The organism is Aeromicrobium sp. Root472D3 (genome assembly GCF_001426485.1).
Classification (GTDB): domain Bacteria; phylum Actinomycetota; class Actinomycetes; order Propionibacteriales; family Nocardioidaceae; genus Aeromicrobium.
This window is the reverse complement of record NZ_LMET01000001.1, coordinates 832,925-847,464: the sequence shown is the minus strand read 5'-3', so window position 1 is coordinate 847,464 and position 14,540 is coordinate 832,925. Positions and strand designations below refer to the sequence as shown.

Here is a 14,540-nt window from a genome sequence, read left to right as displayed (position 1 = left end):
GTGACTGAGCACCAGGAGGACGAAGACTTCTCTCACCTCTGGCTCGGGTCGTGGAAGCTGCACGCGGAGCTCTTGGCCTGCTTCACACTCAGTCTGATCAAGCCGCTGAGCTCGTCGGCGCCTCTGGTCGCCGTGTACTTCCCGGGCGCACTCATCGTGGCCAGCGGTTGGGCGATCGTTCGCCACTTCAGGACCGCGACGGCGACGCTCTTCCTTGCCCACGCCACGTCCGGGCGCGACGTTTATCGGACCGCCGCCCTCTGGTCGCTGTGGCTGACCATCCCGTCAGCAGTGTTGACCGCGGTCGTGGTGCTGTTCCGCGCCCGCATCCGCGAGCGCGCCGACGCAGACCGTCGGAGCTGACGATCTACGTCGGTCAGGCGGCCGGTCGTGCCGGCTCGGGTCTGGTGGTCCAGTGCAGGATGCCGTGGCCCTTGTAGGTGTGGTGTCGTCGGCACAACGGTCCGAGGTTGTCGCCCCGGGTGGGGCCTTCGGGAAATGGAATCCGATGGTCGATGTCGCATCGTTCGGCCGGGACCATGCAGCCCGGCCCCTGACAGGTCCCGTACAAGAATCTCAACGCCACATTGAGAACATCCGGGGCGAACCGTCCGAGGTACTCGTGGGCCAGGACGTCGTCGCCGACCGGGTCGGTGATGATGCGGTGCCAGAACACGCTGCCCGAACCGACCACGTCGGCAATCCACTGCGCGGGGACGCCCCAGGTGCCGTCGGTGGACTCGGCGAAACCGGGGTTCGCGCCGGCCAGGACGTCCGCGCCGATCGTGACGCCGATGTTCGCATCGATCGCGGCCTCGGTGGCCTCGGAGTCGGTGCACCACGCGACCAGCAGGTCGGCCTCACGCTGGGCGACGGTGCGGTCGTCGTCGGGGTCGACGCCACGACGGGCGCCCTTGCGGAGGCGGTCGGCGATCGCGGCGAGCTCGTGCGACGGCAGGTAGGCGCCCAGGTAGCCCATCGAGTCGTCACCGTGCTGAATGCTGACGTGCCGCTTGGTGCGTTCGTCCTCGGCCCGCTCGATCGCCAGATCGGCCTCGACCCGGCGAACGAACCGCTTCAACCACGCCCGCAGCTCGGCGACCGTGTGGGTCTGCGCGTACTCCACGACCCTGCGGTCGAGCCGGTGGACCGACTCGGTGCGCTTGAGCTGGCCGATCGTGTGCCCGATCTCGCGCACACGGACCAGGTCGACACGACCGTCGAGGAACGCTTCCCACGTCGTGGGCGAGTGGTCGCGCACGCGGTCGGCGAACGCCAACCGGTGCACCGCCTGACCCTCAGAAAGACCCATCGCCTCGCCGATGGCCAGAGCAATGGCGCCGCGCTCGACCAGCCGACGCATCGGCGACTCCAGCGCCGCGGTCCGCTCGATCTCGGCGTCACGGAACTCCAGCATCGCCACCACCGACCGCGCCTCAGCACGCGCCTGCTCCCGAGCGACGTCGCCCAGGACGTCGATCGAAGCAGCAGTCGAAGTGGCCATACCTCAAACCTAGACGCCACCACCGACACTCAACCGTAGCGAGACCAAGGTTGTGCACGACGCCTTGAACGGCTTCTTTCCGGGTGCGTCCGCGACCGACTGTCGCTACGCTCACGTCATGTATCAGGCCCGCTCCCTGCCCGACACGCTCAAGAGCGGCTGGCGCAGCTGGACGGTCAACGCCGTCCTCATGATCGCTGCTGTCGCCGCGCTCTTCGCCGTACACGCCTGAAGTCAGCCACCGCCTCTCCGTAGAGTCGGGCGCATGTACACCCCACCGTTCAACCGCGCAGACGACGAGACCGAGCTGCGCGACTTCGCCGCCGCCGTCCGCGTGGGCTGGCTGGCGACCAGCCGGGCCGGAGCGCCTCCGGCCGCGACGCTGCTGCCGTTCGTCTGGACGGGCGACACCGTCGTCGCCCACTTCGCGAGGGCGAACCCGCACTGGCGCGAGATCGACGACGACACACCGGCGCTGCTGATCGTGACGGGTCCGGACGCCTACGTCTCGCCGAGCTGGTACCCCGCGAAGGCCGAGCACGGCAAGGTCGTGCCCACGTGGAACTACAGCGCGGTCCACCTGACCGGGACGGCCCGGGTGCACGACGACCCCGAGTGGCTGCGCGCCGCCGTCACCGAGCTGACCGACCACCACGAGGGTCGGCGTGCAGAGCCGTGGCACGTCAGTGACGCGCCGGACTCCTACGTCGAGGGCCAGCTGCGCGGCATCGTCGGCGTCGAGATCACGGTGACCGGCGTCGAGGGCAAGGCGAAGCTGAGCCAGAACCGCTCGGACGCCGACCGCACCGGCGTCGTCGAGGGCCTGCGGGCGGACGGTCGTCCCGGCGACCTCGGCGTGGCCGAGGCGATGGCCGCCTCACTCGCACGCGAGTGAGAGACACCTACCCCGCAGGCTTGGCGCGCAGGCCGGTGTCGATGAGGTCGACGAGCCAGTCGAAGCTCTCGTCGGTGTCGGTCGACCACTGGAAGCCCCCGGCCGACTCGATCGTGGCGAAGCCGTGGAAGGCGCTGCGCAGCGCGCGCAGGGCGTTCGTCATGTCGTCGGGGGCGATGTCGTAGCCACGCAGCACCGCGGTGAAGGGCCCCATGCTCGTGGCGGCGGCGACGGCGAGCGGGTCGTCCGGCCCGGTGGGTTCGAGGCCGACCGTCGCGGCGTACCGGCCGGGGTGGGCGAGCACGAACTCCCGCAGGGCGCGGGCCGCGGCGCCGAGGGCGTCACGGCCGGAGCGACCCTGGATGGCCGAGCCGATCGCGTCACCGGCACCGGTCAGCCCCACGGCAGCGATGCGACGCACCAGGTCGTCCTGGCTGGCGACGTGCTTGTAGAGCGACGGGGTGCGGACGCCGACCCGTTCGGCCAGCCGTCCCATCGTCAGGTTGGCGAACCCGATCTCGTCGGCGAGGTCGGCGCCGGCGGCGACGACGGTGTCGGTGTCGAGGCCCGCCCTAGGCACGGACGCCGTCCAGGAACGTCAGCATCGAGGCGGCCACCTCGGCAGGGTACTGGACGTGCGGGTAGTGCCCGGCGCCGTCGATGACGTCGAGCCGGCCCAGGCCGGCGGGCAGCTCGGCGACGACCGCCTCGCCCTCGGCCAGTGGCGCGGCCCAGTCGGGGTCGGCGCTCCCCTGCACGACCAGCACGGGGCAGCGGACGTTGGCCAGCTGCTCGCCGGCGTCGGCGGGCGACGCGTTGCCCATCTTCTGCAGCACCTTCATGCGTCCCGGCTGCTCGAGCATCGCGGTGACCTGCTGCAGGCGCGCGTCCCAGTCGGCGGGCTTGGTGCCGGGGTACGCGACGTCGAGGTACTTGGCCCACTGCTTCGTGCTGCCGAGCACGGTCGTACCCACCAGCCGCAGCATGCCGCGACGGAAGGCGGACGACCGCAGGTCGCCGAGGCCGATCGACTGCTTGCGGGTGAAGGGCGCGAGCTCGACGGCCGCGGCGACCAGCTCGGGTGCCGTCGCCGCCGCAATGGTCACGGCGCCGCCGGCGATGGAGTGCCCGACCAGCACCGCCGGCCCGCCGAGGTGGCGCACCAGGGCGACCAGGTCCCCGGCGATGTCGGTGCGCGTGTACGCCGGCCAGTCGACGCTCGACTCACCGCAGCCGCGCAGGTCGACCGCCGCGACGCGGTAGCCGGCCTCGACCAGCATCGGCGCCAGGAAGCGGTAGGCCTCGCGGCTGTCGCCCATGCCGTGGGCGAGCACCACCAGCGGGCCGGCGGTGCCGGTCAGGTCGTAGGCGAGGGTGCCGCCGTCGATCTCCAGGAACTCGGTCATGTCGTCCTCCGTGTGCGTCGTCGTGCTGGCTTATGTTGTTAGCCATAAGCTAACACACTTAGCCAGTGATGACGAGACGCCGCCAGCTGGCGACCAAGGCCCCCTCCTCCCGGGCCCTGTGGCCAGGCCGAAGTCCGCGCGGCGCGAGCACCATGGCAGGAGGCCGACGGACCCGCCGGGCAGTCGACCCCGGCCTTTCAGGGAGGGGCCACCCATGGCTGACGGAACGAGCAAAGACCCGTGGCGTCTCACCACTCCCCCCGGGTCGTCGACGTACACGATGCACCTCGACGAGGAGTCGGAGCCGGCCCTGCTCGTCTGTCAGGTGGGCTCGACCCGGCTGACCTACCTCGCCCGCGCGATCGGCGACCTCCACGCCTGGTTGCAGACTGAAGAGGACTGGGTCCCGCTCGGCGCGGCCGACGAGAACAAGCCCGCGGCTCCCGGCAGCGTCGAGGCCTGGGGCAGGTCGGACGCCAACCCGGTCGGCGGGTGGTACGGCCGGCGCACGGGCTACCGGGGGCGGTTCGGCATGTACCTGCCGCCGCTGCTCGAGGAGCTCGGCCTGGCCGAGCTGACCCACGAGAAGCGCAACAACCGCATGCGGGCGACGTGAAGGGCAGGAAGCTCGCCGCCACGCTGGAGCTGGCACCGAGTAGGACACAATCGCCCCATGCATCCGTGCCCCTGCTGCGGCTACCGCACCCTGCCCAGCCGCGGCGACTACGAGCTGTGCCCGGTCTGCTGGTGGGAGGACGAGGGCACTGAACCCTGGGAGATCAGCGGCCCCAACGGCCAGTCGCTCGTCGAGGCCCAGCATGCGTTCCTGACGGACGATCGCCCCTACCGGCAACGGGAGGGCACGGTCCGCGCGCCCCGCAAGAAGAAAGCACGCGACCCGGCCTGGCGTCCGCTCGAGCGCACACCCGAGCTGATGGCACGCGCAGACCAAGCTGGCGCTGACTACATGCGGAGCTTCGACGAAGATCGCCGGCGCCACGCCAAGGAGACGGCTGCCGATCCGGAAGGACCGATGGAGGGGTACAACTCGGACGTCGAGACGCTGCGCGCGGAGGCCCCCGACCTGTCCTACCGAGAGGTGAGGGACCGGCTGCGCCAGATCACGAGCGAGCACGGGGTGCCCATGTCGTCCACACACATCCGGTTCGCGTCCCGGCTGATGACCGACGAGGGCTACTACCGCGGACACCCCCTCCGTACCGCTGCGTGGATGGTCCGGCACGCCCGACCGCGCACCTACCGGCAGCGGTGGGAGGAAGTGCGCACGGGCACGATCCGTTTCAGCTTCGCCAGGTAGCGGCATCTGCCCGGGCCAGACTCGCTGGGGCACCTTCAAAACGGCGCAGTCCGAGCAGCACCCGACGTCAGAGCATCCGTCCGTGGACGTCCCAGCCCTCGTCGGGCACCCGGCGCAGGGCGGTCATGCGGCGGAACCCGACCGCGTGGTCAGCGCGGAAGTTGGCGAGCTTGAGCCAGAACCCGTCCTCGTGGTCGGCGACGGAGTCGAAGTAGGCGTCGATGTCGACGTGCTTGCTCATGTGCTTGCCGGCGAAGAGGCCGATCATGCCCATCACGCCCTCGGGCGCCAGCAGGCTCCCGACCCGGTCGGCGGAGTACTCCTGGGCGCGCGAGACGCTGGGCCCGATCTACAGGATCCGCGAGATCGGACGCAGGATCGTGCGCCAGACGCTCACGTGGCGGCAGTGGATGTGGCCGAGCTCGTGCCCGAGGACGAACCGGATCGTCTCGAAGTCGCCGTTGAGAAAGGCGATGTCGAGCAGGTCGGAGTAGATGACGACGTAGCCCCGCCGGATCCGACACTTGGTGGCGTAGGCGTTGAACACGCCGTTGCCGTTCGTCACGTACAGACGCGGCAGCTTCAGCAGCCCCTCGCCGTCAGGCGTCATGCCCAGACGTCCGCCGAGCTCGGCGAACAGCTCGTAGAGCTGCGGCAGCTGTCGCGGCGTCACCTCGACGCCGTTGCTGATGGTCGTCCAGTACATGTAGCGGATGAAGAACAGGCCGGCCAGCAACGGGCCGAGCACGATCAGCACGACGGCCGACGTCAACCAGCCGGGCTGGTCGGCATTGGTCGCCACCAGGACGATGAACACCGCCACGGCCACGACGCTCGACACCCCGGCCAGCACCAGCATCGGCACCTCGGCCCGGTGCCTGAGCTCGCGGACGGGCGGCAGCCCCGATCCGCTCGGGCGGTCCGTCGGACGAGACGTTTCCTCGTGCAGGCTCATCGGCTTTTCCGGTTCGCGGGGGCTCTTCCCGCGATTGTTCGACCGCCCCCTCGACCGGACGAGGGCCTCTGGTCACACCCGGAGGTGGCCAGAGGCTCTGGCGCCGTCAGTCGACGTCAGCTGGTGCGCGCCTCGGAGCCGAGGACCAGCAGCACGAGCTTGTCGCCCTTCTCCTCCAGACCCAGGACGTACTCGCTGCCCTGGACGTCGACCTTGAACGAGTCGTCGCCCGCGCGGTAGGCGCGGTAGGCCCGCTCGCCGTCCGCGTGGGTCAGGGGCAGACCGTAGGAGGACTGGGCCTCCTTGACGAAGGCGTCGACGCGGGCGTCCTGGTCGACGAGCACGGCGTCGGTCGAGCAGATGAACGCCACCACGGCTCCGGCGATCGCCAGCGACGCCACGGCACCGGCGGCGCGCGACTTGCCCGTGAAGAACAGGTGCACGCCGGCCAGGACGCCGAGGACGAACAGCGCCACGGCGACGCTCACGAGAACTGTCGAGAGGGTGTCGTGACCGCCGGTGGTGAACACGTTCTTCATGAGTGGAGGAACCTCTCGATAAGTTGGATGACCATCGGTGAGGTTACTCCGTGCCCTGAAGCCGTCAGCTGCCGGACAGCGCCGAGAACAGCTGCTCGTACCGCGCGGACGGGCTGAGCGTCAGGCCCGACTTCACGAGCTTGGCCCAGTCGTCGCCCAGCACCTCGTCGGCGCCCGACTCGATCGCGTCGAGCCCGGCGGCCGCGAGGGACGCGGGCGAGATCTTGGGGGCGTCGCTGGCGGCGGCCATGTCGGTGTCGACCAGACCCATGTGGACGCCGACGACCTGCGTGCCCTGGTCGGCGAGCTCGAGGCGCGTGCTGTCGGTGAGGCTCCAGGCGGCGGCCTTCGACGCGGCGTACGCGCCGGCGCTCGGGACGGTGAACCACGAGAGCGCCGAGACGACGTTGACGATCGCGCCGCCGCCGTTGGCCTTGAGGATCGGGGCGAAGGCCTGGGTCATGAGCAGCGGGCCGTAGAAGTTGGTGTCCATCTCGCGGCGGATGTCGGCCAGGTCGCCGGAGACGACCGACGTGCCGGTCGAGATGCCCGCGTTGTTGATCAGCACCTGCACGTCGCCGGCCGCGGCCGCTGCCGCCTCGATCTGGGCGGGGTCGGTGACGTCGAGCCTGATCGCCTCGACGCCCTCGACGTCGACGGCGCCGTCGCGCGACGCGGCGTAGATCTTGGAGGCTCCGCGCTCCTTGAGCTGGGCGACGAACTGCGCACCGATGCCTCGGTTGGCTCCGGTCACCAGCACGACGGCGTTGTTCAGCTGCATGGGAATCTCTTTCTGTAGCGATCACTATGGATTAGATCTCGAACATAACACATTCCATAACGGTCACTACGTTATGCTGGCCAGATGGCAGGCAGACCCAGGAGCTTCGACCGCGACACCGCGCTGGCCGCCGCCGTCGAGCAGTTCTGGCGGACCGGCTATGAGGAGACGTCGATCGCGATGCTGACCAGCGCGATGGGCGTGACTCCCCCGAGCCTCTACGCGGCGTTCGGCGACAAGGACAGCCTCTTCACCGAGGCGTCCGACCTGTACTTCCGCCGGACGTGCGAGGCCGTGGACGCCGCGATGACCCGCACGTCCGTCCACGAGGCGATCGCGAAGATGCTCGGCGACACCGCCCGCGCGCACACCGCCAGCGACACCCCGCTCGGCTGCCTGCTGCTGACCGAGCCGCGTCTCACCGCGCAGCGCGAGACCTTGCACGGCAAGCTCACCGATCGCATCGCGCGAGCCGTCACGGACGGCGACCTGCCCGCGTCCGTCCGCCCCGACGAGCTGGCGTCCTTCCTCCTGGCCGTCATGCGAGGCATGTCAGGCGCCGCCAGAGACGGGGGCTCGACCGACGAGGTCCTCGCCATCGCCCGCACCGCGATGGCCGCGATCCCGGCCGAGAACGCCCGTACGATCGACGAGTGATCGGTGACCGCTGGGGCGTGACGGACGCCGAGACGCGCCGCCACTACCCGTGCGACGACGTCGTCCCCCGGCCCGCGTGGCAGGCCTGGCGGGGAGTCACCGTCGACGCCACCCCCGACAAGGTGTGGCCGTGGATCGTCCAGCTCCGGCTGGCGCCCTACTCGTACGACTGGATCGACAACCTCGGCCGCCGCTCACCCCGCGAGCTGCAAGGACTGCGCGACCCCGAGGTCGGCGACCCGTTCACCGCCACCGCCGGACGTCCGATCGGCACCGTCCTGTCGGTGGAGCCGGGCGTCCACCTGACAGCCAAGCTCGTGGGCGCGTACATGTCATACGTCCTCAGGGACGACGGCGAGTCGACCCGACTCCTCCTGAAGCTCGCCGCCCGCAACGGCCGCGCCCTCGGCCCCCTTATCGCCGTCGGCGACCTCGTCATGGCCCGCAAGCAGCTCCTCAACCTCAAGACCCTCGCCGAGGAGCGATAGCCCTATCGCTCGCTGCTGAAGATGAGCATTGCGTCACTCGCAGTGAAATGACGCGGGCGGGCGAGGGGCGTAAGCGGTAGCTCGCGAACTCTTTGTCGCCATCGGGTCAGCGCATATCGAGAAGGCCGCGCCTCGTTGCTTTACATTCGTGCGGTGGGCGTGCGCGGAGCAGGTCGACTGAGCCCAGATGTTGAGTACAACGACGCTTCCTCGGCCCTACAGAACCCCAGCCCCCCACCTCGCGATGACCGCGGCGCGCGCATCAGGGAAAGCTGGCAGATTGTTGTTGTACGGGTGCTCAAAACGGGCCAGCTCGATCCATTCGTTTCTAACGCCGACCCATTCGTTCGTCAGCTCGAACAACCGGGTGAATTCGAAGTCCGCTGAGTTCGCTTGGTAGATCTCATAGTTCGTCGTCGCAGCTACGCAGAGCCGTTTCACGTGTTGAACGGTCAAAGTCGGCACAAGTGCAGGCATGAGGGGCATAAGCGTGTTGGTCGTGGACCAGGACCCACTGTTTTCTATGCGCGCTACCGCTTGGTCCACAAGCTTCGGCACGGAACGAAGGGACAGGGCGTCGACCAAGAGTCTGGCCTCAATGTCCTTGAGCCGTTCGCCGAGAAGGACGTTCACCTCCTCACCAACACCGGCATCTGGCGGTGTCACTGAGAGTGCACCCGCCTCAACAAGCTGGGCGCTCGTCGAAGTCTGGATGCACTCAACGATCCGCGGACCGGAACCGCCTGGAAGTGCCTCCCAGAACGCAGCGATGTCGCCGAGAGCGCCAATCCCAAACCTAATCTCGTCCTCGGAAAGTCCGACTGTCTCCTCTTTCTTCCGCACAACATCAGCTAGCACCTCCTCGAATAGCGCAGGTGCGACTTCATTGAGAGCTCGCGCGCATTGCGGGTATCGCAGCATCAGCCGTGAGCGATTCGGAACGTCGTCGGGGAGGGCGAGTGAGCATTTCAGTATCAGACCCGCAAGTTGGCGCTTAGCGGACTCGCGCTGTTGCCCCAAGTACCGCTCACGAAGGTAGCCAACCAGATCATCGTCATCTGAGGGCCAAGCAATGCTTCCGATCTCGGTTATGAAGCGCTGAACAATCCTCTTCCCCGGTGTCGGTGGATGCTGGAGGACGGCATCAACGGCCGAAACTATGTGTGATCTCGCAAGTTCGGCGGTGGGCGCGAATACGTCGTCCGGTGCCACGAATGCTGGGTGAGCGCAGCTGTTGCGGTCATGCATAAGTCGAGACAGGACAAGATAATCCCGCCCGTTGATCAGTTCAAACTTGTCCCGGCACATGTCCAACAGTCCGTTCTCAAATTTCTGAAGTTTGCTCAAATCGCCATTGATGATGGCGGCATCAATGGCGGCGATCTCGGATGCAGCCGCAGCATCTCCGTCGTCGGCGATTTCACGGAGCTTGCTAACTAGGTCGAGCGCGACCGCCACCCAGGTCGAGATGATCGCTGCGCGAAAGGCACCGGCCTGATAGGCGCGAACAACTTCCCGAAGCTGACCCCGACTTGCGGGGTTTCGTACAGAACTGAGCAATGAATCCATGTCGCGCATGCTGGCATCATTCCACCGTAATCAGGATGACTCGCCATCACGTTCAATAACTCTCTTCTGATGGGCGTCGCTCGGAGACGTGGGCAGCCGGCCCAGGCTTCCGGCCACCAACGTGCTGCGGACCCTCGCGACCGCGCGACGCGGCTGAAAGCCAAGAGCCGACCTCGGGCAACGAGTCCTGCAAGCTGTGGCCAAGGCAGGCCAATTCTGCCGAGTGGCGTGCCAATCTGGGCGTATGAGGCGTCAGCGATGATCAGACACCGGCGACGTACGCCGTCAGGAAATGGACGCCGTGACATTGGCGGCGTTAGCAACGCTCGGGAGTTATTGCGAGTCGCCGCTAGACGGTCTTGTTTTCGTTTCGCTGCCTCCGCGTGCGAGGGACTGGCCCGACGTTGACCGTCGCGATCGCTACATCCATCTCAACACCATCGATGTCAGGAAGTTCAAAGGTGAAGATCGGCCATCCCTCTACCGAGCTTTCGCGCTCACGCAAATAGCCAGGTACACGGCGCGCCCAGCCACGGATGCTGTCGACGGCGCCGAGGAAGTCAGTATTCTTGCTTAGTGCCAAGAACACGGTGGACGTCGCCGCGACAGGGACGTAGCGCATCAGTTGGTCTTCGATTGCCGAGGTGACGTCATCATTGCCGGCGACCCATTTGGCCTCACATATGAAGATCGAAGCTGGCCCATTGGCCTCGCCCAATACATCGGCTCTAATCGCGATATCGGTTTTGCCCCCTCTTGAGTACACCTCCCGTCCGGCACCAGAGGTAGTCGCGTTCAGCGTTGCCGCAAGCAAGTCGCTCACCCTGTCTTCTACCAGCCCTCTAAATGCATTCGGATAAGTTTCAACTGCATTGGACCAGAGTCGAATGATGCCGAGAATATCCTCGTAACTCACAGGCTCTAGGCGCCACCTTGGCCGTACCGCCAAACCCTGCACAGGACTGACGGGCTCAGGCGTCGGAACGATCTTTGGCTCGGGGGTTTTCCAGCTGGCTGGAAGACCAAGAGTGTTGTAAAGCGCGTTGATGCTTTCGAGACGACGGCGGTTCGCCTCCGCTCGTGCCACGAGCTCCGCAGGTAATTCCTTCTCGTAGAAATTGATCATCTGGTCGCGAATGGCAGCCACGATCGCCTCCGCCTCTGAGCGCCGAGAATCGAACAAATCCCTGAGGCTGTTGTCGCTTACTGCGGCTTCGATCTCATCCTGCGTGAGGTCCGCATACGTTATGAGCCCAACCGAGCTTGCACCCAGACTCACATCGTCCAGTACCCAGATGTCCAGTGTGGAGTAGTACTCCTTCGCAACGTCATCTGGCTGCTTCTGCAACTCGTCGTAGCCGCCTATGCGATCAATGAAAGCCTGATTTGAGACATTCAGTTCTGAGTCGGCTTTGTCGGGCCACCATCCCAGCACTTCCGGCTCGCCGGAGACTGGGAGCGTGAGGAAGATTCTGGTTGTCGGTACGCGATGCCCAGGGGCGATCTCTCGGAAGACGCCTACGCCTCGTCTGGGCGGCCCCGGCTGCCCAAGCGAAGGCAGCTCGCGGCGGTGAGCCGCGATGGTCTCCACAAGACGACCACCTACAAACTTTTCGAGCTCGTCTAACGACTCGGCACGTGCGGCCGATATTGCAAGTTCCTGAACGTCCTGACTGAGATAGCTCGAGAGCGGTCGCTCGTGCTGAGCGTGCGCGCTAAAGATGTTGTCTTTCACGCGACGATCGTAGGCGGGAAAGAACCTTCTGAGTCTCGCGGCGTGACATTGCCGCACGAGGTGGACGTCAGACCCTCTTCGGTAGGCCGTGGGGATTGAACACCGCGAGGGTCACGGTTGGCTCGTGCCCCGACGCGAAGCGGAATATCGCGTGGATCGGCACGCATAGCGTTAAAGGGTAGGAATCGGTCAGCACGCATTCTCTTCACCGTCGGATCTCNCCCCCCCCCCCCCCGAATGCTCGGCGACTCCGCCCAGCTTAGCTAGCAGTCGGTCGCGTAGCCCGTTTGCTTCGTCGTGCGTCACGCCAGCCGCGGCGTGCCCTCATTCCACCGACGGCACGTCGATGCAACTCGGCGGAGAGACTCCTTTAAGTGTTCGCATCGCAACACGGCGGCATAACGGACCCAGAGGTGTCGCGAGTGGCCGAAACTCGTTCTGCTCTTGACACTTAGGACGTCGACTCGACCGGGGGCGCGTTCACACGTCCTGCGACGAAACGACGACGATTCGCCCAGGTCAGATCCCGGGCGTCGACCTCTACCAATGGCTTGTCATACCAAGGATCGTGGCCGGGGGGCGCAAGTGCGTCGAAGGTCTCTTGATCAAAATCCTCCGACAACGTCCAGTCTGGCTTCATACCGGTGTAGGTGCGCGCCGCGACCAGGCGGGAAGCTAGTGTTGCTCGGTCGGTGCGGCCAGTCTCGACAAGCATCCCGATCTCCCGCTTGAGTTCGTCATTTCGTCCAGCACCCATCGCGAAATGTAGCTGATAGCCGACGCTCGAGTGATCGGGCGCTTCATCGCGTAGTTCCAGATGATGGAGGAATCCGTTCACCGCTTCATCAGCGAGCGCTTGATTGACTGCCCCATACCAACCCGGCGCGGTCTCCCTACTTCGGTTCTCGAGCTCATGGCCCACGCGGCGCCAAACGCGAATACGAAGGGCGCTGCTCGAAAGACCAGCAAGAGCGTCCAGAATCTTCGTGGGCGGTGCGTTTCGGTCGACTTCGATCAGTAGACGACCGATCCAGCTCAGAATCTGGTCCTGGCCACCGAACGGCGTGCCTCCTTCGTCTGGCATATCGTTCACGATCATGGTCAGCACCTCGACGAGCTTCAGTCGGCCGGAGTCGGTCGATGGCTGTCGCCTAGGCTCGGCTGCCTTGCCAAGGATCAGGAGGCGTCGGGCGTCGTCGGCAGAGACCAGTAGCGCGGTTAGGCCTTCGCCATCACCACTTGCTGCAGCATCAACAGCCGCGTGGACTGCCGCGTCGCTGACGTCATGAGCGGGAATGCCCATCGCGAAGTACCTATCGAAGTACTCCTCGGTTCCCACACCCCGTCGGGTTCGGCTTCCATTGACCCCAATCTGGCCCTTCTCTCTGAGATTGGGGAAGAGCGAGACAAGGAGCTTCTTGGCGTGTGCTCGATGATGATCTGGAACTAGGTTGAATAGCGGCTCCGGATTAAACCTCACGTACTCGAACGGTTGACTCTTCAGGTCCATCTCGCCCGTGTGACCAGCGATGAGTTCGTTCTTACTTGGTGGGATCTCGCCAAACAGTCGAGGAAAACTCATCCTGATCAGAGTTAGAAGTACAACGTCGACGTCATCAATTTCGTCCGGCGGGATCAACGGCAGATGGTGCTCGAGTTGCGCGATATACCGGTCGATCGAGCGGGGTGTCTGCAAGAGCGCCAAAAACGAATCGATCAGCGCACTGATACGGCCGTCTTCATCGAGATCCCTCCGTGCGACACGCCCCAATCCAGCATTGAGCCGAGTCAACTGCTGGTGCCTCAAGAGCGGTGGCACCAAGAGCGGATACTGGACGATCTTCTCCATGAAGCGTTCAGCGGAACCATCGTTCTCTCCAGCGGCCTGAGCAGTAGACAGGCTTCGAAACAGAGTCTCGTCGTCGTAGGCCAGAAGGTACTGGACGCCGTCGAAACGTCCCAGGAGCCGCACCACCCGGAGCACGGCCATCAGTTCGTCTACGTGGAGGCGGTCGATGTCGTCTACTACAAGAAGGATCGGCAACTGAAACTTCTTCAGTTCCGCCTCCGCTTTTCGGAAAGCTTTCTCCCACGACGGCGATTTGGTGAGCAGGCCGCTGATCGAGGTGAGTAGCCGCGACACCGAGCCACCCCCATACGGGATAGCGGTCGCAGCGGGCGCAGCCACTCTGGCCGTCGCGGCGAGAGCGCGCTTCACATGCCGTGACTTCTTCTTGGGTAGCGCCGCAATCAGGGACGAGTAGAACTCACCCAAGAGCCCGGCGACGTCGCTCGTCGCCCAAGGAGTGAAGCGCGCGACTACCCATTGGGGATGCGCCTCTTTCAACTCTTCCACAATCATGTTGATGAACGACGTTTTGCCGCTGCCCCAAGGTCCGCTCAGGCCGAAGACAGAGCTTGACTCAAACGAGTGGCTCGCATGAATTCGTTCTGCGGCCCGCTTCGCGTAGAGCGCACGGTCGAGGGTGTCCTGCTTCGCCGATCCGAGGGGTTCATCTGTCCACTGCGCCTCGGCCATATGAACAGTGTCGTCGGGGGCTCCCCGACTGTCTCTCGATCGGCTGATGTCGCGGGGATTCGCATCGCTTCCCGGCACCCAGCGGAGTGCCGACAACTTCCCAGGCCCGGCCCAATTTGCGTCCAACTGGGCGGAATGCACCACCCCCGACAGC

General features: G+C 65.8%; 16 protein-coding genes. 6 read left to right on the top strand and 10 right to left on the bottom strand.

Going from position 1 to position 14,540, the window contains the following annotated elements; genetic code table 11:
- Positions 1-363: a hypothetical protein gene (locus ASD10_RS04190; RefSeq protein WP_056605085.1), complete on the top strand. Its 363-nt coding sequence runs from the start codon at positions 1-3 to the stop codon at positions 361-363.
- A gap of 13 nt (positions 364-376) precedes the next feature.
- On the opposite strand, the gene ASD10_RS04185 is transcribed toward ASD10_RS04190, so the two are convergent.
- Positions 377-1,504 (bottom strand): HNH endonuclease signature motif containing protein, encoded by a 1,128-nt coding sequence (locus ASD10_RS04185; RefSeq protein WP_082556015.1) that lies wholly within the window; start codon positions 1,502-1,504, stop codon positions 377-379.
- Between the two features lie 265 nt (positions 1,505-1,769).
- Here ASD10_RS04185 and ASD10_RS04175 point away from each other — a divergent pair, with 265 nt between their 5' ends.
- Complete coding sequence (locus ASD10_RS04175; RefSeq protein WP_056605076.1) at positions 1,770-2,399, top strand: FMN-binding negative transcriptional regulator; 630 nt, start codon at positions 1,770-1,772, stop codon at positions 2,397-2,399.
- 7 nt (positions 2,400-2,406) lie between these two features.
- Here ASD10_RS04175 and ASD10_RS04170 read toward each other — a convergent pair whose 3' ends face one another.
- Both ASD10_RS04170 and ASD10_RS04165 read right to left on the bottom strand, forming a co-directional pair.
- Positions 2,407-2,979, bottom strand: a complete 573-nt coding sequence (locus tag ASD10_RS04170; RefSeq protein WP_082556014.1) for a TetR/AcrR family transcriptional regulator — start codon at positions 2,977-2,979, stop codon at positions 2,407-2,409.
- Positions 2,972-3,805, bottom strand: a complete 834-nt coding sequence (locus ASD10_RS04165; protein ID WP_056605073.1) for an alpha/beta fold hydrolase — start codon at positions 3,803-3,805, stop codon at positions 2,972-2,974. The genes ASD10_RS04170 and ASD10_RS04165 overlap by 8 nt, the downstream gene beginning before the upstream one ends.
- Positions 3,806-4,019: 214 nt before the next feature.
- On the opposite strand from ASD10_RS04165, the gene ASD10_RS04160 reads away from it, so the two are divergent.
- Positions 4,020-4,421, top strand: a complete 402-nt coding sequence (locus ASD10_RS04160; RefSeq protein WP_056605069.1) for a DUF6855 family protein — start codon at positions 4,020-4,022, stop codon at positions 4,419-4,421.
- 57 nt (positions 4,422-4,478) lie between these two features.
- Positions 4,479-5,123, top strand: a complete 645-nt coding sequence (locus ASD10_RS04155; RefSeq protein WP_056605066.1) for a CPCC family cysteine-rich protein — start codon at positions 4,479-4,481, stop codon at positions 5,121-5,123.
- A gap of 67 nt (positions 5,124-5,190) precedes the next feature.
- Here ASD10_RS04155 and ASD10_RS18660 read toward each other — a convergent pair whose 3' ends face one another.
- The 4 genes from ASD10_RS18660 to ASD10_RS04140 form a co-directional block, all read right to left on the bottom strand.
- Positions 5,191-5,391: a hypothetical protein gene (locus ASD10_RS18660; RefSeq protein ID WP_157432450.1), complete on the bottom strand. Its 201-nt coding sequence runs from the start codon at positions 5,389-5,391 to the stop codon at positions 5,191-5,193.
- Between the two features lie 81 nt (positions 5,392-5,472).
- Positions 5,473-6,078: a M48 family metallopeptidase gene (locus tag ASD10_RS18655; RefSeq protein ID WP_157432449.1), complete on the bottom strand. Its 606-nt coding sequence runs from the start codon at positions 6,076-6,078 to the stop codon at positions 5,473-5,475.
- Positions 6,079-6,194: 116 nt separating this feature from the next.
- On the bottom strand, positions 6,195-6,617 hold the full coding sequence (locus ASD10_RS04145; protein ID WP_056605062.1) for a hypothetical protein: 423 nt from the start codon (positions 6,615-6,617) through the stop codon (positions 6,195-6,197).
- A gap of 64 nt (positions 6,618-6,681) precedes the next feature.
- Entirely contained in the window at positions 6,682-7,398 is a 717-nt protein-coding gene (locus ASD10_RS04140; RefSeq protein WP_056605058.1) for an SDR family oxidoreductase, read from the bottom strand.
- An 84-nt stretch (positions 7,399-7,482) separates the two neighbouring features.
- On the opposite strand from ASD10_RS04140, the gene ASD10_RS04135 reads away from it, so the two are divergent.
- Together ASD10_RS04135 and ASD10_RS04130 are read left to right on the top strand one after the other, a co-directional pair.
- Complete coding sequence (locus ASD10_RS04135; protein ID WP_056605055.1) at positions 7,483-8,055, top strand: TetR/AcrR family transcriptional regulator; 573 nt, start codon at positions 7,483-7,485, stop codon at positions 8,053-8,055.
- Positions 8,052-8,543 carry a hypothetical protein gene (locus ASD10_RS04130; protein ID WP_056605052.1) on the top strand — a complete coding sequence of 164 codons (492 nt, stop codon included), beginning with the start codon at positions 8,052-8,054 and terminating at the stop codon, positions 8,541-8,543. Before ASD10_RS04135 ends, ASD10_RS04130 begins: the two co-directional genes overlap by 4 nt.
- Positions 8,544-8,759: 216 nt before the next feature.
- On the opposite strand, the gene ASD10_RS18650 is transcribed toward ASD10_RS04130, so the two are convergent.
- From ASD10_RS18650 to ASD10_RS04120, 3 genes are all read right to left on the bottom strand, one after another.
- A complete protein-coding gene (locus ASD10_RS18650) occupies positions 8,760-10,121 on the bottom strand; it encodes a hypothetical protein (RefSeq protein ID WP_157432448.1) in 1,362 nt (453 codons plus the stop codon).
- 340 nt (positions 10,122-10,461) lie between these two features.
- Positions 10,462-11,847, bottom strand: coding sequence for a hypothetical protein (locus tag ASD10_RS18645; RefSeq protein WP_157432447.1), 1,386 nt, complete (start codon positions 11,845-11,847; stop codon positions 10,462-10,464).
- Between the two features lie 451 nt (positions 11,848-12,298).
- Positions 12,299-14,386: a KAP family NTPase gene (locus ASD10_RS04120; RefSeq protein WP_056605046.1), complete on the bottom strand. Its 2,088-nt coding sequence runs from the start codon at positions 14,384-14,386 to the stop codon at positions 12,299-12,301.
- Positions 14,387-14,540: the final 154 nt, after the last annotated feature.

Excerpts from the sequence above, each read along its gene's own strand:
- ASD10_RS04185 (WP_082556015.1), bottom strand. The coding sequence starts at position 1,504 with ATGGCCACTTCGACTGCTGCTTCGATCGACGTCCTGGGCGACGTCGCT.
- ASD10_RS04175 (WP_056605076.1), top strand. The coding sequence starts at position 1,770 with ATGTACACCCCACCGTTCAACCGCGCAGACGACGAGACCGAGCTGCGC.
- ASD10_RS04165 (WP_056605073.1), bottom strand. The coding sequence starts at position 3,805 with ATGACCGAGTTCCTGGAGATCGACGGCGGCACCCTCGCCTACGACCTG.
- ASD10_RS04160 (WP_056605069.1), top strand. The coding sequence starts at position 4,020 with ATGGCTGACGGAACGAGCAAAGACCCGTGGCGTCTCACCACTCCCCCC.
- ASD10_RS04155 (WP_056605066.1), top strand. The coding sequence starts at position 4,479 with ATGCATCCGTGCCCCTGCTGCGGCTACCGCACCCTGCCCAGCCGCGGC.
- ASD10_RS18660 (WP_157432450.1), bottom strand. The coding sequence starts at position 5,391 with ATGATCGGCCTCTTCGCCGGCAAGCACATGAGCAAGCACGTCGACATC.
- ASD10_RS18655 (WP_157432449.1), bottom strand. The coding sequence starts at position 6,078 with ATGAGCCTGCACGAGGAAACGTCTCGTCCGACGGACCGCCCGAGCGGA.
- ASD10_RS04145 (WP_056605062.1), bottom strand. The coding sequence starts at position 6,617 with ATGAAGAACGTGTTCACCACCGGCGGTCACGACACCCTCTCGACAGTT.
- ASD10_RS04140 (WP_056605058.1), bottom strand. The coding sequence starts at position 7,398 with ATGCAGCTGAACAACGCCGTCGTGCTGGTGACCGGAGCCAACCGAGGC.
- ASD10_RS04135 (WP_056605055.1), top strand. The coding sequence starts at position 7,483 with ATGGCAGGCAGACCCAGGAGCTTCGACCGCGACACCGCGCTGGCCGCC.
- ASD10_RS18650 (WP_157432448.1), bottom strand. The coding sequence starts at position 10,121 with ATGCGCGACATGGATTCATTGCTCAGTTCTGTACGAAACCCCGCAAGT.
- ASD10_RS04120 (WP_056605046.1), bottom strand. The coding sequence starts at position 14,386 with ATGGCCGAGGCGCAGTGGACAGATGAACCCCTCGGATCGGCGAAGCAG.